The following is a 22,591-nucleotide window of genomic DNA, read 5'->3' as shown; positions in this document are numbered from 1 at the left end:
ATAAAGCGGCAACGCTCACCGCAAAAACGCGGCACAAAGAAAAAGCCCCGCACGATCGTCATTCGATCGTGCGGGGCTTTTCACATTGCATCGTTACGCGCTACACACGGCCGATCAGCGCAGGCTCATCTTCCCGCCAAGCGCCATGGCATGCACCGCACCGCTGCCCACCGCCGCGCCGAACTTGCGCGCAACCCGGTCCGTAATGCTCTCTTTCACCGTGTAGTCGACGATATCCGGCGCCTTGAAGAGATCGCGGGCGACGTAATCGGCGTCGCCGAAACCATCCGCCAGACCTAGCTCCACGCTTTTTTGCCCGGTCCAGAACAGCCCCGAGAACATATCCGGCGTTTCATGCAGGCGCTTGCCGCGCCCCTGGCGCACCGCGTCGATGAATTGCGCGTGAATCTGATCGAGCATGTCTTGCGCATGTTCGTCCATCTTCGGCGTTTCCGGTGAGAACGGATCGAAAAAACCCTTGTTCTCACCCGATGTGTGCAGGCGCCGCTGAACCCCCAGCTTGTCCATCAGACCGGTGAAACCAAAGCTATCCATCAACACGCCGATCGAACCGACAATGCTTGCCTTGTCGACGTAAATCTTGTCGGCGGCCGCGGCAGCGTAATAACCACCCGACGCACACATGTCGCCGACCACCACGTACAGCGGAATCGACGGATATTTAGCGCGCAACCGACGAATCTCGTTGTAGATAATGCCCGCCTGCACCGGGCTGCCACCCGGGCTATTGCAGCGCAGGATCACGCCCGCCGTGCCGGCGTCGTCGAACGCACTTTCCAGCGCCGTGTTGATATCTTCCGCATTCGCGTTGGTATCGGCCGAGATTTCGCCGTCAAGCGCCACCACCGCCGTGTGACGCCCAGTGGTCGCAACCTTGTCGCCGGAGAAATCGATCGCGCCCCAGATCACCAGCAGCAGCACGATCAGAAACACGAACCGGAAAAAGATTTTCCAGCGGCGCGCCGCGCGTTGTTCGTTGATCGCCGCCAGCGCGATGCGTTCGAGCGCCGCGCGTTCCCAGCCGGGTTCATCGGCAGGCGATCGGGGGCTGCCTGTCAGGGACGGTTCCTTCGGCTCAGGAGTCAAATTGTCGGACATGCGGTGCAGTGGAAAGGTCGAAGAGGAAAGTCAGGGTGCGGCCGGACGCAGTTCGCCGTCGGGCAGCCAGAACACGGCACGGCCTTCCGGCGTATCGTATTCGTCCACCTGAACGGCGCGCAATCTGCCGCCGCGGCACGGACCACCCATGCATTTGCCGGTATCAGGCGCGTAAATCGCGCCGTGCGTAGCGCACATCAAGTATAAACCCGACGATTCGAAGAACTGCCCTTCGGCCCAGTCGAGCTCCATCGGCACATGCGCGCAGCGGTTCAGGTAGCCGTACGCCCGGCCATCATAGCGAACGAAAAACACCACGACGTCGCCACCGCCCAGTTTGGCGGCACGCCGCACGCCCATGCCGCCGTCGACCAGTTCCTCGGACGCGCAGATGCGCACTGCCTCCGCCGCGTCTGCTTCGGTGCCGACCGTACTCATGCGTTCTTTCGCAGCCAGCCGGACAGCGCGCCCACGCTCGACGCGACGAACTTCGGCTCCAGCGCAGTCAGCGAGGCCGCAGGATGCGCGCCATAGGTGACACCGATACCGGCGACGCCCGCGTTGATCGCCATCTGCAGATCGTGCGTCGTATCGCCGACCATCACCGTGCGTGCCGGATCCTGACCCAGTTCGCGCGTCAATTCATGCAGCATGGCCGGATGCGGCTTAGAGAACGTCTCGTCGGCGCAGCGGGTGCCGTCGAACAGGCTGATCAGGCGCGACTGGTCGAGCGCGCGGTTCAGTCCGACGCGGCTTTTACCCGTCGCCACGGCCAGCAGATAACCCTGATCGCGCAACTCCTGCAGCATTTCACGCACGCCGACGAACAACTCGGTGGTCTGATCCTTCACCAGATAGTGGAAGCGATAGCGCTCGGCGAGCCGCGGGTAATCCGCCGGATCGAGCGTGGGCGCGGCGATCTGCAGCGCGTCGCGCAGGCCGAGACCGATCACGTAGCTGGCGGCTTCATCGGCGGGAACCGGTAGGCCGAGATCCCGGCAGGCGGACTGGATGCTGCGCGTGATGTGCGCGGTCGAATCCATCAGCGTGCCGTCCCAGTCGAAGACGATCAGATCAAATTGCTCTCTAGCCATGCGGTGTCGTCTCCGGGTGTGACCCATTTCGTAATTCGTTGAGCTGCGCGACGAAGCTGCGGCACTCGGCCGGCAACGGCGCTTCGAACTGAATCGACGCGCCGGTTGCCGGGTGCGTGAGCTTCAGCCGGTAGGCGTGCAGGAACATGCGCTTGAGGCCCGGCTTCGCGTTGGCACGCGCCAGCGCCTTGTTCAGCGCGAAGTCGCCGTATTTGGCATCGCCGACGATCGGCAGTTCCAGATGCTGCAAGTGGACGCGGATCTGATGCGTACGGCCAGTCTTGAGTTCCGCCTCGAGCAGCGCGTATTCCGGCCAGCGGTCGATCAGATTAAACACCGTATGCGACGCCAGGCCGTCCGCCTGCACACGCACGCGACGCTCGCCGTCCGCGGTCAGATACTTGTGCAGCGGCTCCTTGACCGCGCGGCGACGGCCCCAATCGCTCGCCCACTCGCCGTGAACGCAAGCATAGTAGCGCTTATCCATCTTGTTCTCGCGAATCTGCTCGTGCAGGTTGACGAGCGCGGTGCGCTTCTTGGCAAGCATCAAAATGCCGGACGTTTCGCGATCCAGCCGATGCACCAGTTCGAGGAATTTCGCCTGCGGCCGCGCCGAACGCATCTGCTCGATCACGCCGAAGGCGACGCCGCTGCCGCCGTGGACCGCCACGCCGGCCGGTTTGTCGATCACGAGCATGTGCTCGTCTTCGAAAATGATCTTGAAGTCGGCGCTCGGCACCGGCGCGTGAGCCGCCGCCTCGTTCGGTTGAGCGACGCGAATGGGCGGCACGCGCACCAGATCGCCGAGCTCGAGACGGTACTGCGCGTCTATCCGGCCCTTATTCACACGCACTTCCCCGCTGCGCAGGATGCGATATATATGGCTTTTTGGCACGCCTTTACAGACGCGCAACAGGAAGTTGTCGATGCGCTGTCCGGCCGCGCTGTCGTCGATCTCGATCATGGAGACCTGGTCGCTTGTGACCGATTTCTGGGATATTTTGCCTAACTCTTTCATTCTGAATATAATTTGCCCAGCAGTCTGCGGCGGCCGGCGCAGTGTCCGAGTTCGGGCGGATTGCGCAGGTGCAAGCTTGAAACCGTTATTTTACTTGCGCCGGGGTCTGGTTGCTCACCCTGAAAATGAGATGCAACAAGTTGCACGCACGAAGTCAGTGCCCGGCAGGGACGGCGCCCACAGGCGCGTTCGGTCAAGGTCGGCTTCGACGGTAACGGAATTTTGGTAAAAAAGAATTTAACTTTCAGCTTCGGTATCGGGCGGTAGACGCCCTGCTGTACGAAGCTGCAGGTTGCGAAAATACGGCGTGCGCCCGAGGCGTCTTGTAGAAAGTACAAGACATGGCGACGTCAAAATGAGGCGAGACACCCCCAGCAGGAAAAGACGCGCCGACTGCGCGAACTTCCCGCTGCGGCATGACCGCAGCCTTCGACCCTCCGGTCACGCGCCCACCCGGCGCACCGGCGCGAGTGGACGAAGACTTATGAAGGTCTGCTGGCAGAACCGGCGGCGTGTCGGGTCGTTATTTGAAGCCGTGTTCGCATGTGCCCTGCGGCACCGTGCCCCTTTTTGATGGGGCCGGGCCCTCCCAGGCAATTCTCCCGCCATTTTTCCCGCTCCAGCGTGCTTGTGAAAACACAATAAGGCGCGGCATGCCTTTGCCCGCTTCGCTTTCGCGACTGACAACCGCGCAGTGGAGGGGTGGCTAAGCCGCTCTGGAGCCGTTCAATGAAACGAATGTTGTTCAACGCGACGCAGCAGGAAGAACTGCGCGTCGCCATCGTCGATGGGCAGAAACTCATCGATATCGACATCGAAACCGCCGGGCGCGAACAGCGCAAAGGCAATATTTACAAAGGCATCATTACCCGCATCGAGCCGTCGCTCGAAGCCTGCTTCGTCAACTACGGCGAAGACCGTCACGGTTTTCTGCCGTTCAAGGAAGTCGCCCGCCAGTATTTCCGTGACGGCGTCGACATGCGCTCCGCGCGCATCCAGGACGCGCTGCGCGAAGGCCAGGAACTGATCGTTCAGGTCGAAAAAGAAGAGCGCGGCAACAAGGGCGCAGCCCTCACCACGTTCATCTCGCTCGCCGGCCGTTATCTGGTCCTGATGCCGAACAACCCGCGCGGCGGCGGCGTATCGCGCCGGATCGAAGGCGACGACCGTCAGGAACTGCGCGAAACCATGGCGCAACTGCAATTGCCGGAAGGCATGAGCATCATCGCGCGCACGGCCGGCATTGGCCGCAGCGCCGAAGAGCTGCAATGGGACCTGAACTACCTGATGCAACTGTGGCGCGCGATCGAAGCCGCGTCGCAAAGCGGTTCGAACGGTCAGCCGATGCTGATTTATCTCGAATCGAGCCTGGTGATCCGCGCGATTCGCGACTATTTCCAGCCAGATATCGGCGAAATTCTGATCGACACCACTGAAATCCATGACCAGGCCCGCGCCTTCATGGACATCGTGATGCCGGACAATGTCAGCAAGGTGAAGCGGTATCACGACGACGTACCGCTCTTCTCGCGCTTCCAGATCGAACACCAGATCGAAACGGCGTACTCGCGCACGGTGCCGCTGCCCTCGGGCGGCGCGATCGTGATCGATCACACCGAAGCACTGGTCGCGATCGACGTCAACTCGGCACGCGCCACCAAGGGCGCCGACATCGAGGAAACCGCTGCGCGCACCAACCTTGAAGCCGCCGACGAAGTGGCCCGCCAGTTGCGTCTGCGCGACCTGGGCGGCCTGATCGTGATCGACTTCATCGACATGGAATCGGCCAAGAGTCAGCGCGAAGTCGAGCAACGCCTGAAAGACGCGCTCAAGCACGACCGTGCGCGCGTCCAGATGGGCAAGATCTCGCGCTTCGGCCTGATGGAACTGTCGCGTCAACGTCTGCGTCCGGCGCTGTCGGAAGGCAGCCACGTGACATGCCCGCGCTGTAACGGCACGGGCCACATCCGCGATACCGAATCGTCCGCGCTGCAAGTGCTGCGGATCATTCAGGAAGAAGCGATGAAGGAAAACACCGCGGCGATCCATTGCCAGGTGCCGGTCGAAGTGACCGCCTTCCTGTTGAACGAGAAGCGCGCCGAAATCAACAAGATCGAATCGCGTTTCAAGGTCAATGTCGTTCTGATCCCGAACAAGCATCTCGATACGCCGCACTACAAGCTGGAGCGTCTGCGTCACGACGATGCACGCCTGGACGAGCCGCGCGCTTCGTGGAAGATGGCCGAAGAAGCGGCCCGCGAAATGGAGTCGGAAACCGGCTACAGCAAGCGCGCCGAAGAAGTTAAGCCGAAGCAGGAAGCGGCGGTTAAGGGCATCACGCCTGAAAAGCCGGCGCCGAGCGCACCGGTTCGCGCAACGGCGACCCCGGCTCCGGTCGCGGTTACGCCGGCGAGCGGTGGTTTCATCGGCTGGCTGAAGAATCTGTTCGGCGTGCAGTCGGCTGCTCCGGCGCCGGTCGCACCGGCTACGACGGAAAAGCAGGCCCGTCCGCAACGCGGCGAACGTACGGAGCGCGGTGAGCGCACCGGCGAACGCGGCGGCGATCGCAACCGCAATCGCCGTGGCGGCGCAGGCGGCCGCGATGCAGCGGGCCGTGCCGAAGGTACGAATGGCGCACGTCAGGGCCAAGGCCAGGGTCAAGGCCAGCAGCCGTCGTCGCAACGTCGCGAGGAACGCGAACCGCGTGAAGGCCGCGAGGTGCGTGAAGCCCGCGAAGGCCGCGAACCGCGCGAGGCACGTGAAGGCCGTGAACCGCGTGGCGCCCGTGAATCGCGTGAGCCGCGTGAAGGCCGCGAAGGCCGTGAACCGCGCGAGGCTCGCGAGCCGCGTGAAGGTCGCGAACCGCGTGAGAACCGCGATCGCGACAACCGTGGCGAGCGCGCTGAAACCGCCGAAGCCGCACCGCGCGGCGAGCGCCGTGAACGTGGCGAGCGTGCGGAGCGCGGCGAACGTCGCAAGCCGCAAGCTGAAACCGCGGACGCGCTGACGCAAAGCGAAACGCAGACGGCGGAGGAACTGGCGCAAAACCAGGCCGCTTTGGGCGAAAACGGCATGCCGATCGATCAGGAAGCCGTGGCGCGTGAAGGTGAAGAGCGTCGTCGTCGCCGTCGTGGCCGTCGTGGTGGACGTCGTGAGCGTGAAGAAGACGTGAACGGCAACTTGGCTGCGGACGTCGCGGAAGCCGAAGGCGACAGCACCAATGTGAACGACGAAGCTCCGGTGCGCACTGCGCATCAGCCGGTCGAACACAAGGCTGAGGTCAACGAGGCGAACGAAGTGAAGCCGGTGGAAGTGGTCGTCGCAGCTGTCGCGACCGAAACCGCCGTGGTCACCGAACTGCATGCCGCAACCGAAACGCCGGCTCTGGCCGTCGAGAAAGCGGTGACGACTGAAGCCGTCGTGCCGGCTGCGGAAGCACCGGCTGCGGTCGAGCCGATGGTGGAAGCGCCGGTTGCGCAAGCAGCAGCCGTGCCGGTCGAAGCAGCGCAAGCCGCTCCGGCTGCCAGCGAGACGGTTTCGCTGGTGGAACCGGTCGCGCAGGTCGAAGCGCCGGTTTACACGCATGTCGAAGCCCCGGCAGTTGCTGCTGCGGTCGAAACGGCACAAGCCGCTCCGGCTCCGGTGGAACCCGCGGCTCCGGCAGTTGTGGCCGAAACACCCGTCGTTCAACCCGCACCGCAAGTCGAAATCGTCGAACCGCAACCCGTCGTGGCAGCAGCCGCGCCGGCAGCGGAACCGGCGGTTATCGAGCAGTCGGAGCCGACGGAGCCGGCACCTGTTGCCGCTGCACCGCAAGTGCACGCTCAAGCGCCTCAGGCCGTACAAGCGCCGCGTAACAGCGGCGTCTCGGCCGAAGCCCTGAAGCCGGTGCTGGAACAAGCCGGTCTCGTCTGGGTGAACACCGACGCCGACAAGCTGCGTGCCGCGCAGGAAGCCGCTGCGCAGTCCGTCAAGCCGGCTCGCGTGGTGCGTGAGCGCAAGCAGTTGACGCCGGTCGACAGCGCGCCGATGCAACAGGTGGAAACGGGCAAGCACACGCAGTAAACTGCCTCGCCTCCTCCTCGAAAAGCCCGCCTTCACCGGCGGGCTTTTTTTTGCGGCTCAGAGACGATGCGGTTCAGGGACGAAAACGAAACCGCGAGCCGCGTGTTCAGCGTTATGCCGCTCCCCGTATACCCCGACTGGCCCCCAGCCCCGCCTGCCGACATGGGCATTTCCGCTAGAATGAATATCTGGCTTTATTTTCAAGCACTAACCGAAGCATTTCATGTCCCGACGCATCATCCCTGTTGCCGATTTCAGCGCGGCGCCGGTCATTGCCGGCCCCGTGCAGACGCCCATCGGCGTGCTGCACGACACGCTGGCGCGCCCGCTGCGCGATTTGCGCATCTCGGTGACGGATCGTTGCAATTTCCGCTGCGTCTACTGCATGCCCCGCGCGGTGTTCGACAAGGACTACACGTTCTTGCCGCATAGCGCCTTGCTCAGCTTCGAAGAAATCGAACGGCTGGCGCGACTGTTCGTCGCACATGGCGTGGAGAAAATTCGCCTGACGGGCGGCGAGCCGCTGCTGCGTAAAAATCTGGAATTCCTGATCGAACGGCTCGCGCAGCTCACCACGCCGGCCGGCCGGCCGCTCGACCTGACTCTGACCACCAACGGTTCCCTGCTGGCGCGCAAGGCGCGCAGCCTGAAAGACGCCGGCCTGACGCGCGTCACCGTCAGTCTCGACGCGCTCGACGACGCCCTGTTCCGCCGCATGAACGACGCCGACTTCGCGGTCGCCGACGTGCTGGACGGCATTGCCGCGGCGCACGCGGTGGGGCTGGCACCGGTCAAGGTCAACATGGTCGTCAAGCGCGGCACGAACGACTCCGAAATCGTGCCGATGGCGCGCCATTTCAAAGGCTCGGGCGCCGTGCTGCGCTTCATCGAATATATGGATGTCGGCACCTCGAACGGCTGGAACATGACCGAAGTGCTGCCGTCCGCCGACGTGGTCACCCGCATCGCCGAACATTTCCCGCTGGCCCCGCTCGAGGCGCACAGCGCCGCCGAGACCGCACAGCGCTGGGGCTATGTGGACGGCAGCGGCGAGATCGGCGTGATTTCGAGCGTGACGCGCGCGTTTTGCGGCAGTTGCACGCGGGCCCGTCTGTCGACTGAAGGCAAGCTGTACCTGTGCCTTTTCGCGTCGGCCGGTCACGACTTGCGGGCGTTGTTGCGCAGCGGCGCGAGCGACGCGGGCATCGCCACCGCCGTCGCCGAAATCTGGCAGGGCCGCGGCGACCGCTATTCGCAACTGCGGGGCAGCAGCGCCGCCGAGACGCGCGTGCTGGACAGCCGACGCGTCGAAATGTCGTACATCGGCGGCTGAACGGCCGGCGCATGACAGCATGAAACCCACACGCGAACACCTCACCGGGCTGGTGCTCGCGGGCGGCCGCGGCATGCGCATGGGCGGCGTCGACAAAGGCCTGCAAACACTGCACGGCGAACCGCTCGCCGCGCACGTATTGAAACGCCTCGCACCGCAATGCGGCGCCCTACTGATCAGCGCCAATCGTCATCCGGACACCTACGCGGCGCTCGGTGCGCCGTTCGGCGCCACGATCGTGGCGGACACCCTGCCAGGCTTCCCCGGGCCGCTAGCCGGCCTGCTCGCTGGTCTGCGCACGGCGCGCACCGCCTACGTGCTCAGCGCGCCGTGCGACACGCCCGGCCTGCCCGCCGATCTCGCCGCCCGCCTCGCGCACGCAATGGACGCGAACCAGGCCGACGTTGCTACCGCCACGACCGCCGACGCCCACGGCGAAGTCTCGCTGCACCCGGTCTTCGCGCTGCTGCGCACGACGCTCGCGGACGACCTGGCGGCCTTTCTGGACGCGGGTGAGCGCAAAGTCCGCGCGTGGTACGCACGCCACAAGACGGTGGAAGTCACCTTTACCGACGAGCGCGCGTTTTACAATATCAATTCGTTACAAGAACTCTCCGACCTCGAGCGCGCTTGAGGCCCCGGTGAAATCCCGCTCCGGCCACACGGCACACGCCGCACGTTTCCACTCCGGCCGCCGGTCGCGACGCCCAGCCCTTCATGACCACGCTTAACGACTTTTCCCGCTGCGTCGCGCAGTACGATCCTCACGCGCTGCCCGTCAAGGCTGCTCAGGCGATTGTTCGTCAATGGGCTGCGCCGGTGGCGGCAGTTGAACGCGTGGCGTTGCGCGATGCGCTCGACCGCGTGCTCGCCGTCGACATCGTGTCGCCGATCAACGTGCCGTCGCACGACAATTCGGCCATGGACGGCTACGCATTCCGGCGCGCGGCGTTGGCGGGCGATACGGCGACGGTCGAGTTGACGATCGTCGGCAAGGCGCTGGCCGGGCATCCGTACGAAGGCGGCGTCGAGGCGACGCAATGCGTGCGCGTGATGACCGGCGCCTGCATGCCGGCAGACTGCGACACCGTGGTGCCGCAGGAACTGGTCGAACGCAATGCCGAATGCACGTCCATCCGTTTTGCCGCCCACGCGGTAGCGCCGGGCGCCAACCGGCGTCGCGCCGGCGAAGACCTCGCTCGCGGCCACGTGGCTTTGCGGGCCGGCCGTGTCATGCGCGCGTCCGACCTTGGCTTGCTGGCTTCGCTCGGTATCGGCGAGGTGAATGTGCGGCGGCGCTTGCGCGTCGCCTTCTTCTCGACCGGCGACGAACTCCGTTCGCTCGGCGAGCCGCTCGACCCGGGCTCGGTGTACGACAGCAACCGCTACACGCTGTTTGCCATGCTGCGGCGCCTGAACGTCGACACGCTCGACCTCGGCGTAGTGCGCGACGAACCGGCCGCGCTCGAAGCCGCGTTGCGCAGCGCCGCGGCCAGTGCCGACGTAGTGCTGACCTCCGGCGGCGTGTCGGTCGGCGAGGCCGATTTCACCAAGCAATTGCTGCAAACATTCGGCGACGTCGCGTTCTGGAGCCTCGCCATGCGCCCCGGTCGGCCGCTCGCTTTTGGCCGTGTCTGGTCGGGCGAGCGCCCGGGTCTCGGACTTCCCGCGCTATTCTTCGGGTTGCCGGGCAACCCGGTGGCCGTGATGGTGACGTTCTATCAGATCGTGCGCGAGGCGCTGCTGCTCATGTCGGGCGCCACGCCACAACCGCTGCCGGTGATTCGCGCCACGAGCCGCCAGGCCATCCGCAAACGCGCCGGCCGTACGGAGTTCCAGCGCGGCGTGGCGGTTCAGAGCGAGCAAGGCGAATGGCACGTCACGCCGACCGGTTCGCAAAGCTCCGGCGTGCTGAGTTCCATGAGCGAAGCCAATTGTTTCATCGTGCTCGACCACGAAGAAGGCGAGATCGCCGAGGGGCAACAAGTGGCTATCATGCCGTTCGACGGCCTCATCTGACGCTTCGGCACCCTGCGCTTTCTCTGGCGGCTAGTTGCAGCTTTACCCATTATCACTACGACTCACGGGTTTGACTTACATGAAAAAACAGATCTCGTTCATCGCACCGGGACAGACGGCCAAAGCACTGATCCTCGTGTATTTGACGTTCTCGGTGCCGCTCGTGCTGCTCGGCGTGCTGGTCGCGTTCTTCCGTTACGGCTCGGTGGAGTTGAGCACCGTATTCAGCGCGCTGCTGCTGAACGCGATTCTCGGTTTCATCCTGCTGTGGATCGCATGCCACGCGTACAACTGGGTGGCGTCGCGCTTCGGCGGCATTGAAATCCAGTTGAGCGACGCGCCGGAAGAAGCCTGATGCCGGCAGCGATCCGCACCGCCACGCCCGCGGACACCAGCGCGATCTTCGCGCTGACGTACGAACTGGCGGAGTTCGAAAGCCTCACACACGTGTTCGTCGCGACCGAAGACGGTCTGCGCGACGCGCTGTTCGGCACGCGGCCGTCGATCGAAGCGTTGGTCGCGGAACAGGAAGGGCGCATCGTCGGCTATGCGCTGTTCTTCCACAATTATTCGAGTTTTGTCGGCAAGCGCGGGCTGTATCTGGAAGACGTTTACGTACAGCCGAGCCAGCGCGGCAGCGGGCTGGGTAGTGCCTTACTGCAGCGCCTCGCGGCATTGGCGGTGGAGCGCCAATGCGGACGCTTCGAGTGGACCGTGCTGGACTGGAATCAGCCGGCCATCAGCTTCTATGAAAAGATGGGCGCAACCGTGTTCCCGGATTGGCGCGTAGTGCGTCTGACGGACGACGCGCTAGCAAAGCTGGCTGCTGGCACGGGCGCCTGAGCGGCGCGCGCCCCGCTTTCTGCCCTATTCGCCCGATTGCTCATCAGGCTCCACGCCCGATAGCGCATCGCCAAGCAAGCCACTCGCCGTTTCGCCCGGCAACGCCTCGACATCGCGCAGCTTGCGGTTCATCACCCGCGTGCGCGTTTCGGCGGCTTCGATTGAACGCGTGACGGTTTCCAGTTGCGCCTTGGTCTTGGCCAGCACGTCGCCGAATTTGCCGAACTCCGTTTTCACCGCGCCCAGCACCTGCCACACCTCGCTCGAGCGCTTCTCGATCGCGAGCGTGCGGAAACCCATCTGCAAACTATTGAGCAACGCGGTCAGCGTAGTCGGACCGGCAATCGTCACGCGATAGTCGCGTTGCAGCATGTCGGTCAGACCCGGCCGACGCAAAACTTCCGCGTAAAGCCCTTCGGTTGGCAGAAACAGCAGCGCGAAGTCGGTGGTATGCGGCGGCGCCACGTACTTCTCCGCGATCGTGCGAGCCTCGGCGCGAATCCGAGCTTCCAGCGCGCGCGACGCGTCTTCCACCGCGACCGGATCGGCGCGCTCCTGCGCTTCGATCAAACGCTCGTAATCTTCGCGCGGGAATTTGGCGTCGATCGGCAACCACACGGGCGTGGCCGCGCTGCCTTGCTCCGCGCGACCCGGCAGCTTGATCGCGAATTCGACGCGCTCGGTACTCTTCGGCACCGTCGCGACGTTCTTCGCGTATTGATCGGTGGTGAGCACTTGTTCGAGCAGCGCTTCCAGTTGCACTTCGCCCCACGTGCCGCGCGTCTTGACGTTAGTGAGCACCTTCTTCAAATCGCCGACACCGGCCGCCAGCGTCTGCATCTCGCCCAAGCCGCGATGCACCTGTTCGAGCCGATCGGACACCAGCTTGAACGATTCGCCGAGGCGTTGTTCGAGCGTGGCGTGCAGCTTTTCGTCGACGGTGCGGCGCATTTCCTCGAGCCTGGCCGAGTTATTCGCCTCGATGTCCTTGAGCCGCTGTTCGATGGTCGCGCGCACCTCGGCGAAGCGGCGATCGTTCGCCTCGGTCAGTTGGCCCAGTTGCAGGCTCAGCGTATCGCCGAACTGTTTGAGCGAGCGGCCCTGCTCGTCACGCGCCTGCTGGGCCTGCTGCTGCAAGCTGTGACGCACGGCGTCGAGCTGCTGCGCGAAACCGTCGATCTTGCCGCCCTGCACCGTGGTCATGCTGCTGAACTGCGCCGCGAGCGTCTGCTGAAAATGCGCGAAACCGCTGCTCTGTTCAGTGCGCGACACGCGCGCCGTCTCGGTGATGTCATTGCGCAATTGCCGCTCGAGGCGCTCATACGCATGCGCTTGCGCGTCGGCCGCCGCGTCGATGCGTTCGTTGAGCAGCTCGAACTGCTCGCTGTCCTCCGCACGGCCGGAGCCGCGCAGCAACACGGCCAACGCGATGACCAAGGCGACCGCCAGCACGGCGACGGCCGCCACCAGAATCAGGGTCATGAACGCGCCTTGCCGATAACCTCGGGGTTGATCGGATTCGGCGGACGGCCGGCGCGCGGTCCTTCGCCCAAAGCGGCGATCAGGTTATCCGCGGCAAGGTTCGCCATGGCACGGCGCGTGGCTTCGGTCGCGCTGGCAATGTGCGGCGTCAGCACGATATTCGGTACGGTGAGCAGATCGGGATTCAGCTTCGGCTCGCCTTCGAACACATCCAGACCGGCGGCGGCAATCTGCTTCGAGCGCAGCGCCTCGACCAGCGCGGCATCGTCGACAATGCCGCCGCGCGCGATATTGGTCAGCGTCGCACTCGGTTTCATCTGGGCGAGTTCAGCGGCGCCGATTGTGTGGTGGTTTTCCTTGGTGTACGGCAAGACCAGCACGACATGATCGGCACGCAGCAACAGTTCCTGCTTCGACACGTACTCGGCGTTCAGTTCGGCTTCGATCTCCGGCGCGACACGCGAGCGGTTGTGATAAATCACCTGCATGTTGAAACCCTTCGCGCGACGCGCCAGCGCCTGGCCGATCCGGCCCATGCCGAGCACGCCGAGCGTCGAGCCATACAGGTCGCTGCCGAGAAAACCGTCGTACGCCCACTTCTGCCATTGACCCGCGCGCAGCCAATGCTCCGATTCGGCGAGACGGCGCGCGGCCGCCATCATCAGTGCCCAGCCGAAGTCCGCGGTCGACTCGTTCAGCACGTCGGGCGTATTGGTGCCGAGCACGTTCGACGCATTGAACGCGGCCATGTCGAAGTTGTTGTAACCCACGGCCATGTTCGAGACCACGCGCAAACGCGGCGCCGCTGCGAGAGCGGCCGCGCCGACCGGATCGCCCGCGGTCAGCGCGCCGTCTTTGTCCGCCAGCCGACGCGTCAGTTCGTCGGCGGGCATGACCTCGCCCTGATTCCAGTCGACGTCGAAATACTGTTTAAGCCGTTCGATCACATCGGGAAAAATCGGACGGGCGACGAGGATCTTTTGCATTGCCATTCTCCGTATAGCGCGTCGAGTTCGTTTGTCTCGGCGATAAAGGTCGATTCGGGTCGGGTTGGTTCGAAACCGTGCGTTAAAAGAACAGCCAGCCGGTCACGAGAAAAAGCGGCAGCAGCACCGTGCAAGACCAGCCGAGATACGCAAAGAAACTCGGCATACGCACGCCGCGCGATTCCGCGATCGCTTTCACCATGAAGTTCGGCGCATTGCCGATATACGTGTTCGCCCCCATGAACACCGCGCCTGCCGAGATGGCGGCGAGCGTGGTGGCCCCGGTGGTCATCAGCGTCTGCGCGTCGCCGCCGGCCAGATTGAAGAACACGAGGTAGGTCGGCGCATTGTCGAGAAACGACGACAGCAGGCCGGTGGCCCAGAAGTACATCGCGTCGTGCGGCTGGCCCGCGGAGTCGTTGACCAGATGAACGATGCCCGCGAACGCACCCGCCTCGCCCGCGCGCAGGATCGTGATGACCGGCGCGATCGTTACGAAGATGCCGGCGAACAGCTTGGCCACCTCTTCAATCGGCGCCCAGTTGAAATCGTTGCCGGCGCGCGCCGCGCGCGGCGTCAACACCAGCGAGAGCAACGTCACGCCGATCAGCGCGAGATCGCGCACGGCGTTCTGCAACGCCACATGCGTGCCGAACACGTCGAACTCGATGCCCGGCTTCCACAACCCGCTCATCAACACCAACCCGATCACCGCGACGAGCAGCAGAAAATTGATCTTGCCGTCCATACCGAGCGGCGGCGAGTCCGGCGTCGGATCGAGAAAGCGCGAGCGCTCCTCCTCCCGCCGATGAAAATAATACGAGTCCAGCGCATAGAACCCACCGAGCAGCACCATGCAGACGAACAGCATGGGCAGCGCGAGATGCGTGGTGGTCCAGAAGAAACCGACGCCTTGCAGGAAACCGAGGAACAGCGGTGGATCGCCCAACGGCGAGAGCGAGCCGCCCGCGTTCGCCACCAGAAAAATGAAGAACACGACCACGTGGACCACGTGCTTGCGGTTGTCGTTGGCGCGCAGCAACGGACGGATCAACAACATGGCCGCGCCGGTCGTGCCCATGATGCTCGCCAGCAAGGTGCCGAGCGCGAGGATCCCGGTATTCAGGCGCGGCGTGCCGTGCAGATTACCGCGCACGCAGATGCCGCCCGCCACGGTATAGAGCGCCGTGAGCAGCACGATGAAGGGAATGTATTCCTCGAGCAGCGCATGCACGAGCGAGCCGAACGCAACGCCCGCACCGAACGTGAGCGCGAACGGCACGAGGAACAGCAGTGCCCACGCTGCCGCGATCTTGCCGAAATGGTGATGCCAGAACGCCGGCGCCACCAGCGGGAACACCGCGATGGACAGCAGTACGCCGGCGAACGGCAAGCCCCACAGCGCGGACAAGGTCGCGCCGTCCAGCGTCGCGGCAGCGGCCGGTTGAGACCAACCCGCCAACGTCGATGCAACAATGGCGAGCGCCATGCTCGCCCAACCGGCGTGCCCTTTCATATTCTTGAAGTCCTTGTTATTACGGTGGCCGCGATGGCCAAAGACACCGATGCGCGCGCCGCTCAGGCGCCTTGCACGACGATCACATGCACCCGGTAAGGCCCATGCGCGCCGAGCACGATGGTCTGTTCGATATCGCCGGTGCGCGATGGTCCGGAGACGAAATTGACCGCGCGCGGCAATTCGCCGCGCTCACTGCGAATCAGGCCGAAAGCCTCTTCATGACCCGAGACGATGCGCGAAGCCGGCACGATCGCGATGTGCGTTTCCGGCAGCAGACCGGCCGACGCATACGTCTGCGGACCGGACAGCAAAACCAGCGTGCCGGTTTCGGCCGTTGCGCAGAAGCAGCCGGTGAGACCCACCGCGTCGCCGTCTCGCGGCTTGCGGAATTCGACGCTGAGACCGGCTTCGGCCCACTGCAGGTCCTGCAGCGTTTGCCAGGCAATGGCCTGCAACGGCAAAGCATGCTGCGTGAGATAGCGATGCGCGGCGGCCGGCACCTCGCTCATTGCCTGAACCGTCTCCACCGTGGTCGCCATTTTCTGGGCTTCTTCGATGAAGCGCGCGCTCAGATCGGTCGGCATTTCCGGCCGCGGACCCGGCGGATGACGCGCCACATAATCAGCGGCGGCCTCGCGTTCGGCAGCGGACGGCTCGGGCTCACGCCCTTGCGCTGCGCGGATGCGCGCCAGGATGTTGCGGCGGGCAATCGATGTGTCCATATGCGAAATCCTCGTGTCGACAGCCGTGCAATGTGACGAGGATTATACCGGCCACCCTGCGCGCGAACACCCTGGCCGAACGGCCTATTGCGGGCCGCCGGACGCACGGGCAAAGTATCGGCAACGCAAGACCGGCAGCGGACGGCAGAAGACGAAGCGGCTTACTTCGAAACTTCTTCCTCAGGCTGCGCGATGCCGAACACCTGACGCAAATACGCGAGATAGGCCTTGTCTTCGCACATGTTCTTGCCCGGCGAATCCGACAGCTTGGCCACCGGCTGACCGTTGCAGCGGACCATCTTGATGACGATCTGCAGCGGGTTGTAGCCGAGGTCGTTGGTCAGGTTGGTGCCCACGCCGAAGGCCAGTTTGCAGCGGCCGCGGAATCGTTCGTACAACTGCAGCACCTTGGGAATATCGAGGGCGTCGGAGAACACGAGGATCTTGGTGCGCGGGTCGCAGCGATTCTCCTCGTAATGCTTGAGCAGGCGCTCGCCCCAGTCGAACGGATCGCCGGAATCGTGGCGCGCGCCGTCGAACAGCTTGCAGAAATACATGTCGAAGTCGCGCAGGAAAGCCTGCATACCGTACACGTCGGAGAGCGCGATACCCAGGTCGCCGCGATATTCCTTGGCCCACATTTCGAAGCCGAAGATCTGCGAGTCACGCAACCGCGGACCCAGCGCCTGGCAAGCCTGCAGGTATTCGTGCGCCATCGTGCCGAGCGGCGTAAGGTTGTGCTTCATCGCGTAGAAGACGTTGCTGGTGCCGGCGAACTGCTCGCCCAGGCCGTCTTTGAGCGTGAGGATCACTTCCTCGTGCCATTGCTTCGAGAAGCGGCGGCGGGTGCCGTAGTCGGCGATCTTGCAGTCGGCGAATTCCGGGCGCGCGCCCAGCAACTGGATCTTCTCGACGAGACGGCCGCGCCCTTCGCTGTAGTCGGGCTTCTGCTGCGTGTTGCGGAAATAGACTTCGTTGACGATCGCGAGCATCGGAATTTCGAACAGGATCGTATGCAGCCACGGCCCTTTGATCTCGATGTCGATTTCGCCATTGCCCTTCGGCGACGGCAGGATCGAAATGTATTTCTCGTTCAGATGAAACAGCGCTAGAAACTCGATGAAGTCGCCCTTGATGAAGCGCATACGCCGCAGGTAGTCGAGTTCGTCGTCGGTAAAGCGCAGATCGCAAAGCTTGCGCACTTCGTCGCGAATCTCGGCGATATACGGCACGAGATCGACATTCGGCGTACGGCAGCGGAAGCGATATTCCACGTTCGCCGCGGGAAAGTGATGCAACACCACTTGCATCATCGTGAACTTGTACAGATCGGTGTCGAGCAGCGAAGTAATAATCATGATGGTGCGAACTGGACCGCGGGAAAAACGGAAGGCCTGACTCAACCTATGCGCATACGGCGTGCCCCGTGGCCGCCGACCTGACGCATGTTACCCGAATGCGCGCGAATTCCGCGTGCCGGCGGACGGCTGTTCAACCCGCCATAAACTAATCACGAAAACGTATAAAAGCCGTAGCCCGATGCTGCAACCGCCTCTTGACGTTACGTTACAATAGCGCTTTTGGCGTATTCGCCTTCCCTGATTCTGCATGCAGGAGCTGCCTGAATGACTCACGTTGTGACCGAAAGCTGCATTAAGTGCCGCTATACCGACTGCGTCGATGTGTGTCCCGTGGACTGCTTTCGCGAAGGTCCCAACTTCCTCGCGATCGACCCCGACGAATGCATCGACTGCGCCGTGTGTGTGGCCGAGTGCCCGGTGAATGCTATTTATGCCGAAGAAGACGTGCCGGGCGACCAGCAGAACTTCATCGAACTGAACGCCGACCTGGCGAAAAACTGGCCGAGCATCACCAAGACCAAGGCTCCGCTGCCGGAAGCCGACGAGTTCAAAGACATCAAGGAAAAGCTCGAGTTGCTCGCTCGCTGAGCGTGGCGGCCTGTGCCCTCGGCTCGGCATCTCATTGGTCGATTCAAATGAAAACGAGCCGCGCAGGGTATTGACAGCCGCTTAAGCTGCTTCTACAATTTCGCTTCTCTGCTGTTTGTTGTTCTGTTCCTCGATAGCTCAGTTGGTAGAGCGCCGGACTGTTAATCCGTAGGTCCCTGGTTCGAGCCCAGGTCGAGGAGCCAAGAATTTCAAAAGCCCGTTAACCAATACGGGCTTTTTTATGTAGATCAAGTTGTACTGCTGTTCCTCGATAGCTCAGTTGGTAGAGCGCCGGACTGTTAATCCGTAGGTCCCTGGTTCGAGCCCAGGTCGAGGAGCCAAAAAATTTGAAAGGCCCGCATTCGTGCGGGCCTTTTTGTTTTCCGACGCGGGTTTTGCGCGAGTGACTTTGCAAAGATGGATTCGCACGTCCCCATTCAAGGTCGAATCAAGCGGCCCACGGTCAGCGAGCCACGCATCGATCCTCGTACGCCAACCGCCCCAACCTCCCGCATACCAGCCCATTTGCACCAGCCCTTTCACGGGCGCGCCGTTATACGATGGCGACTTCCTCGCGCGCGCACCTGACTCATACGCTTTGTCGCGCTCAACTCACGTGCTCACTTCCGGCAACCCATGAAACCCACCTTGTTGCGCATCGCACTTGCAACTGCCGCCGCCCTGCTGCTGCCTTCGGCGCACAGCGAAGAAGTCGGCAGCGTCAACACCAACTTCCGCATCACCGGTTCCGATCGCGTCGTGGTCGAGGCGTACGACGATCCGATCGTCCAGGGCGTGACCTGCTATGTATCGCGAGCGCGAACCGGCGGCGTCAAAGGCACGCTCGGTATCGCCGAAGATCCGACCGAGGCGTCCATCGCCTGCCGTCAGGTCGGTGCGATCCATTTCACCGGACCGGTCAAGCAACAGGCCGACGTGTTCTCGGTGAGCATGTCGCTGATCTTCAAAGCGCTGCACGTGGTGCGGGTGGTCGACGCGAAGCGCAATTCACTGGTGTATCTCACGTACAGCGACCGGGTGGTCAGCGGCAGCGCGAAAAACAGCGTAAGCGCCGTGCCGATGCCGGCCGGCACCACGATCCCGCTCAAGTAGCCCGACGTCCTACGGCAAACGCGCTGTCAGATGGAGCGGCAGCGTTCACGTCGCGCTACACTGAGCGGTCCCGCCGAAACTTCATCATGACCGCCGCCCATCGCTTCCAGAATTCCGCCCGCTACTGGCGCACGCCGCTTTTGCCCGGCGCGGATCTGGTCACCGCCGAATATCACGACCACGAGTTCGCGCCGCATTGGCACGACGCGTACACGATCCCGGTGATCGTCGCGGGCGCAGAGGGCTATCGGTATCGCGGCGCCTACCATGTGGCCGAAGCCGGCACCGTGCCGATCATTAATCCCGGTGAACTGCATACCGGCTCGAAGGCGATCGAGGCCGGCTGGCGCTATCGCGTGATCTATGCGCCGGTGGATTTCATTCACGACCTCGCCAACGAAGTGACCGGCAAACTGCAGGCGCTACCGTGGTTCGAGCCGGGCGTGATCCGCGATCCCGATCTGGCGAGACGGCTCGCGCGAGCGCATCGTTTGCTCGAAGCAGGCGGCGACCCACTCGCCGCCGAAGCCGCCATGCTCGACGCCGTGTCCATGCTGCTGGTCCGCTACTCGCAAACGCAAGGGAGCCCCGCACGCCTCGCTATCGACGACACCCGCGTCGCGCTCATGAAAGAGCGTCTGACAGGAGACCTCGTCGAGCCTGTCGCGCTCGCCGACGTGGCGCGCGCGGCGGGGCTTTCACCGTTTCACGCGGCGCGCCTATTTACGCAGACCACCGGCCTGCCGCCACATGCATGGCGCAATCAGGTGCGCTTGCAGCGCGCGCTCGCGCCGTTGCGCGCGGGCGTGTCGGTCACGGATGTCGCCGCGGCCAGCGGTTTCACCGATCAGAGCCATTTCACGCGACACTTCCGGCGCATGTTCGGCGTGCCGCCCGGACGCTGGCAAGGCGTTTGAGCGTAAGGGCGACGGCAGCGGCGCACCGGTCGAGCTAACCGTCTCACCGCCACAGCCACCGCCGCAAGAACGTACAAGCCCCACCCACCCGCCTCCCGCTATGCTTCCCGCACCAAGGAGGCAAGATTGACCCATTCCACCCCGGCCCAGCCCACCCGCACAGGCCACTTCAAAGCATTCACCGCCGGTGCGCGCGACATCATTCCGATGATGGTCGGTGCCGCGCCCTTCGGCGTCATTTTCGGCACGCTCGTCGCATCCGGCCCGCTGCATCTGTGGCACGGCCAGTTGATGTCGCTCGTCGTGTTCGCCGGCTCCGCGCAGTTCATCGCGCTCGGCCTGATCGCCGGTCACGCGAGTTTCGCGGTGATCTGGGCGACCACGCTGGTCGTCAATCTGCGTCACGTGCTGTATAGCGCGACGCTCGCGCCGCACGTCGCGCATCTGTCGACACGCTGGCGCTGGGCGCTCGGCGCGCTGCTCACGGACGAAGTCTTCGCGGTCGCGTGGGAGCACTACCGGCATAAGGAACCCGGCACCGTCGGTCCGCACTACTTCTTCGGCGCGGGTCTCGCGATGTACCTGAACTGGCAGCTCTGGACCGCCGCCGGCCTGCTATTCGGCGCGGCGTTCCCCGGCCTGCAATCGCTCGGGCTCGATTTCGCGATGGTCGCCACCTTCATCGCGATCGTCGTGCCGCAGCTCGTCGCGCTGCGCTACATCGCCGCCGCCGTTACGGCGGGCACGCTGGCCTTCTTCTGGCAGGCGTGGCCGTACAAGCTCGGCCTGCTCGGCGCCGTGTTCGCGGGCGTTGCGGTCGGCGTGCTGCTGTCGACGGCGCGTCCCAACCTGCGCGGCACGCGCGGCACCCCGGAGGCATCGCGATGAACTACGTCGTCCTGATCCTCGGCATGGCGCTCATCACGTGGGTGATCCGCGCCGCCGTCTTCGTGCTCGGCGACCGGCTGGTGTTTCCGCCGCTCGTGCGGACCGCCCTCGGCTTCGTACCGGTGACGGTGCTGACCGCGATCATCGTGCCGATGGCGGTTTCGCCGCACGGCACCCAGGCCGAACTGAGCTGGCGCAATCCGCAACTGGTCGGCGCACTCGCGGCCGTATTGGTGAGCGCGCTGACACGACGCCCGCTCCTGACCATCGCGGTCGGGCTAGCGGTCTTTTTTGTCTGGCAATTGGTCGTGCTTAAATAGCCGGCAGCCGCCGTCGAGCCCGCATCGGCGACGGCGCCCCCCCCTGCCGGACGATCCCTTGCCCGCCGCCGTGACGGCTTTGGCCCCGAAGGGGCGGCGGCTGGAGAAGCGCGGCAAACCAGGTGCGGCAACCAGGCACGGCAAACGTCAGGCACGAACCGGTGGGCGATGCTTCCTTCTAATGCCGGCTCCCAAAGGCCGCATGCCCTTAAGTTTTCCCTGAATCCGCCGATATGAAGTCGAGGTCCGCACATCGGGATATGACGTCCCGCTGGTGACGCGGCAACAGGCAGGAAGCAATCGCGCCGGCATCACGGGTCGCGTCTCACCAGGTCCATACGCGGCCGGATGACGCGTCGAAGCCGCGCGGCAGGACCAAACGGGATAACACATGGGTCAAATCACCCTCACGCTCAAAGACGAGACCATTGCGACGCTGCGCAAGGATTTCGACGCTTTTCTGCGGGTTTCGCTGAAGCTCGATCCGCAGTTCGCGACGCCGTCTTTCGAGGATTTCTTGCGCGCCAAGTTGCTCGACAACATGGTGCCGCTGACCGAACACGCGGTGCAGCGGATGCTGCAAGGCGGCCAGTACGCCTGGGCCAAACGCACGCTGGACAAGGAGTTTCCGGATGTCGTCGCAATTCTGATGCGGCAGGCGGGCGAATTCGGCTTCGGCTTCGCGGCGCGTTCGGAATGGACGCCGGAAGAGCTCGCCAAGCAGTGCCGCGACTGGGCGGCGGCGATCGTCAAGGAAGCCGAAGGCGACGCCGCGCTGATCGATCCGCTCGCAGCGCAGATCAAGAGCGCCGCGCAGGACATTCAGGCGCTCGAGGAAGTGATGCAGACGCCGGCCTGGCGACTGGTGGAATCGCTGCGCCAGCGCGTGTACGAAGCGAAGGTGGGATGCGAAACCGGCGTGGGCAGCACGGCGCGCGAGAAGCTCGGCGAACTGCGCGGGCTGCTGCGGCTGGGCATTTCGCACGGCTCGTTCCAGAAGCAGGAAGCGCAGCAGATCATGGAATATTTGCGCCTGCTCAAGCCGGAGATTTTCGTCGAAGAGCCGTACGACGTGTTTTCGCGGCTGGCGGCCTGGTTGCGTAATTTCTTCGTGCCGCCGCGTCCGGCGCCGCAACAGCAGCAACGGCAGTCGCGCTAAGGGCGGGTGGCGGTTTAAGGCCGATGAGCTGACGGCTCAAGCCAC

Annotated in this window: 21 protein-coding genes and 2 tRNA genes; 14 read left to right on the top strand and 9 right to left on the bottom strand. The window is 63.9% G+C overall.

From position 1 onward, the window contains the following. Nucleotides 1–114: 114 nt before the first annotated feature. The 4 genes from GGD40_RS18065 to GGD40_RS18050 are packed head-to-tail and all read right to left on the bottom strand — an operon-like array spanning nucleotide 115 to nucleotide 3,231. Nucleotides 115–1,119, bottom strand: coding sequence for a S49 family peptidase (locus tag GGD40_RS18065; RefSeq protein ID WP_179744437.1), 1,005 nt, complete (start codon nucleotides 1,117–1,119; stop codon nucleotides 115–117). Nucleotides 1,120–1,149: 30 nt separating this feature from the next. Then, the gene (locus tag GGD40_RS18060; protein WP_179744436.1) at nucleotides 1,150–1,557 is read right to left on the bottom strand and encodes a Rieske (2Fe-2S) protein; all 408 of its coding nucleotides are present in this window, start codon (nucleotides 1,555–1,557) and stop codon (nucleotides 1,150–1,152) included. Beyond that, entirely contained in the window at nucleotides 1,554–2,213 is a 660-nt protein-coding gene (locus tag GGD40_RS18055; protein ID WP_179744435.1) for an HAD-IIIA family hydrolase, read from the bottom strand. Before GGD40_RS18055 ends, GGD40_RS18060 begins: the two co-directional genes overlap by 4 nt. Continuing rightward, nucleotides 2,206–3,231: an RluA family pseudouridine synthase gene (locus GGD40_RS18050; protein ID WP_179744434.1), complete on the bottom strand. Its 1,026-nt coding sequence runs from the start codon at nucleotides 3,229–3,231 to the stop codon at nucleotides 2,206–2,208. The genes GGD40_RS18055 and GGD40_RS18050 overlap by 8 nt, the downstream gene beginning before the upstream one ends. Before the next feature lie 729 nt (nucleotides 3,232–3,960). On the opposite strand from GGD40_RS18050, the gene GGD40_RS18045 reads away from it, so the two are divergent. The 6 genes from GGD40_RS18045 (at nucleotide 3,961) to GGD40_RS18020 (ending at nucleotide 11,491) form a co-directional block, all read left to right on the top strand. Then, nucleotides 3,961–7,296 carry an Rne/Rng family ribonuclease gene (locus tag GGD40_RS18045; RefSeq protein WP_179744433.1) on the top strand — a complete coding sequence of 1,112 codons (3,336 nt, stop codon included), beginning with the start codon at nucleotides 3,961–3,963 and terminating at the stop codon, nucleotides 7,294–7,296. Nucleotides 7,297–7,519: 223 nt separating this feature from the next. After that, nucleotides 7,520–8,629, top strand: a complete 1,110-nt coding sequence (gene moaA, locus GGD40_RS18040) for a GTP 3',8-cyclase MoaA (RefSeq protein WP_179744432.1) — start codon at nucleotides 7,520–7,522, stop codon at nucleotides 8,627–8,629. 19 nt (nucleotides 8,630–8,648) lie between these two features. Continuing rightward, nucleotides 8,649–9,263: a molybdenum cofactor guanylyltransferase MobA gene (mobA, locus tag GGD40_RS18035; protein ID WP_179744431.1), complete on the top strand. Its 615-nt coding sequence runs from the start codon at nucleotides 8,649–8,651 to the stop codon at nucleotides 9,261–9,263. An 83-nt stretch (nucleotides 9,264–9,346) separates the two neighbouring features. Beyond that, nucleotides 9,347–10,648, top strand: coding sequence for a molybdopterin molybdotransferase MoeA (gene moeA / locus GGD40_RS18030; RefSeq protein WP_179703507.1), 1,302 nt, complete (start codon nucleotides 9,347–9,349; stop codon nucleotides 10,646–10,648). Between the two features lie 79 nt (nucleotides 10,649–10,727). Next, entirely contained in the window at nucleotides 10,728–11,003 is a 276-nt protein-coding gene (locus tag GGD40_RS18025) for a hypothetical protein (protein ID WP_035547397.1), read from the top strand. Beyond that, nucleotides 11,003–11,491 carry a GNAT family N-acetyltransferase gene (locus tag GGD40_RS18020; RefSeq protein ID WP_179744430.1) on the top strand — a complete coding sequence of 163 codons (489 nt, stop codon included), beginning with the start codon at nucleotides 11,003–11,005 and terminating at the stop codon, nucleotides 11,489–11,491. The genes GGD40_RS18025 and GGD40_RS18020 overlap by 1 nt, the downstream gene beginning before the upstream one ends. Before the next feature lie 24 nt (nucleotides 11,492–11,515). On the opposite strand, the gene GGD40_RS18015 is transcribed toward GGD40_RS18020, so the two are convergent. The 5 genes from GGD40_RS18015 to pncB form a co-directional block, all read right to left on the bottom strand. Beyond that, nucleotides 11,516–12,973, bottom strand: a complete 1,458-nt coding sequence (locus tag GGD40_RS18015; RefSeq protein WP_179744429.1) for a DNA recombination protein RmuC — start codon at nucleotides 12,971–12,973, stop codon at nucleotides 11,516–11,518. After that, nucleotides 12,970–13,959 (bottom strand): 2-hydroxyacid dehydrogenase, encoded by a 990-nt coding sequence (locus tag GGD40_RS18010; protein WP_179703504.1) that lies wholly within the window; start codon nucleotides 13,957–13,959, stop codon nucleotides 12,970–12,972. Before GGD40_RS18010 ends, GGD40_RS18015 begins: the two co-directional genes overlap by 4 nt. An 82-nt stretch (nucleotides 13,960–14,041) precedes the next feature. Next, nucleotides 14,042–15,475: a sodium:proton antiporter gene (locus tag GGD40_RS18005; RefSeq protein WP_179703503.1), complete on the bottom strand. Its 1,434-nt coding sequence runs from the start codon at nucleotides 15,473–15,475 to the stop codon at nucleotides 14,042–14,044. Nucleotides 15,476–15,537: 62 nt separating this feature from the next. Further along, a complete protein-coding gene (locus tag GGD40_RS18000; protein ID WP_179744428.1) occupies nucleotides 15,538–16,200 on the bottom strand; it encodes a LutC/YkgG family protein in 663 nt (220 codons plus the stop codon). Nucleotides 16,201–16,361: 161 nt separating this feature from the next. Then, entirely contained in the window at nucleotides 16,362–17,558 is a 1,197-nt protein-coding gene (gene pncB / locus GGD40_RS17995) for a nicotinate phosphoribosyltransferase (protein ID WP_179744427.1), read from the bottom strand. A gap of 267 nt (nucleotides 17,559–17,825) precedes the next feature. On the opposite strand from pncB, the gene fdxA reads away from it, so the two are divergent. The 8 genes from fdxA to GGD40_RS17955 all read left to right on the top strand — a co-directional run bounded on the left by fdxA (nucleotide 17,826) and on the right by GGD40_RS17955 (nucleotide 22,546). Then, nucleotides 17,826–18,149, top strand: coding sequence for a ferredoxin FdxA (gene fdxA / locus GGD40_RS17990; protein WP_035547417.1), 324 nt, complete (start codon nucleotides 17,826–17,828; stop codon nucleotides 18,147–18,149). Nucleotides 18,150–18,276: 127 nt separating this feature from the next. Then, nucleotides 18,277–18,352, top strand: a tRNA-Asn gene (locus GGD40_RS17985). 62 nt (nucleotides 18,353–18,414) lie between these two features. Continuing rightward, nucleotides 18,415–18,490: transfer RNA gene (locus tag GGD40_RS17980), tRNA-Asn, on the top strand. A gap of 295 nt (nucleotides 18,491–18,785) precedes the next feature. Continuing rightward, nucleotides 18,786–19,262 carry a CreA family protein gene (locus tag GGD40_RS17975; protein WP_179703500.1) on the top strand — a complete coding sequence of 159 codons (477 nt, stop codon included), beginning with the start codon at nucleotides 18,786–18,788 and terminating at the stop codon, nucleotides 19,260–19,262. A gap of 86 nt (nucleotides 19,263–19,348) precedes the next feature. Further along, nucleotides 19,349–20,179, top strand: a complete 831-nt coding sequence (locus GGD40_RS17970) for a helix-turn-helix transcriptional regulator (protein WP_179703499.1) — start codon at nucleotides 19,349–19,351, stop codon at nucleotides 20,177–20,179. 126 nt (nucleotides 20,180–20,305) lie between these two features. Next, nucleotides 20,306–21,067: an AzlC family ABC transporter permease gene (locus GGD40_RS17965; RefSeq protein WP_179703498.1), complete on the top strand. Its 762-nt coding sequence runs from the start codon at nucleotides 20,306–20,308 to the stop codon at nucleotides 21,065–21,067. Then, the gene (locus GGD40_RS17960; protein WP_179703497.1) at nucleotides 21,064–21,387 is read left to right on the top strand and encodes an AzlD domain-containing protein; all 324 of its coding nucleotides are present in this window, start codon (nucleotides 21,064–21,066) and stop codon (nucleotides 21,385–21,387) included. The genes GGD40_RS17965 and GGD40_RS17960 overlap by 4 nt, the downstream gene beginning before the upstream one ends. Before the next feature lie 391 nt (nucleotides 21,388–21,778). Further along, nucleotides 21,779–22,546, top strand: a complete 768-nt coding sequence (locus GGD40_RS17955) for a DUF4088 family protein (RefSeq protein WP_105507890.1) — start codon at nucleotides 21,779–21,781, stop codon at nucleotides 22,544–22,546. Nucleotides 22,547–22,591: the final 45 nt, after the last annotated feature.

Origin of the sequence: Paraburkholderia bryophila (assembly GCF_013409255.1) — a bacterium.
In the GTDB taxonomy this organism is placed as follows: domain Bacteria; phylum Pseudomonadota; class Gammaproteobacteria; order Burkholderiales; family Burkholderiaceae; genus Paraburkholderia.
This window is presented reverse-complemented; position numbering and strand designations above follow the sequence as displayed.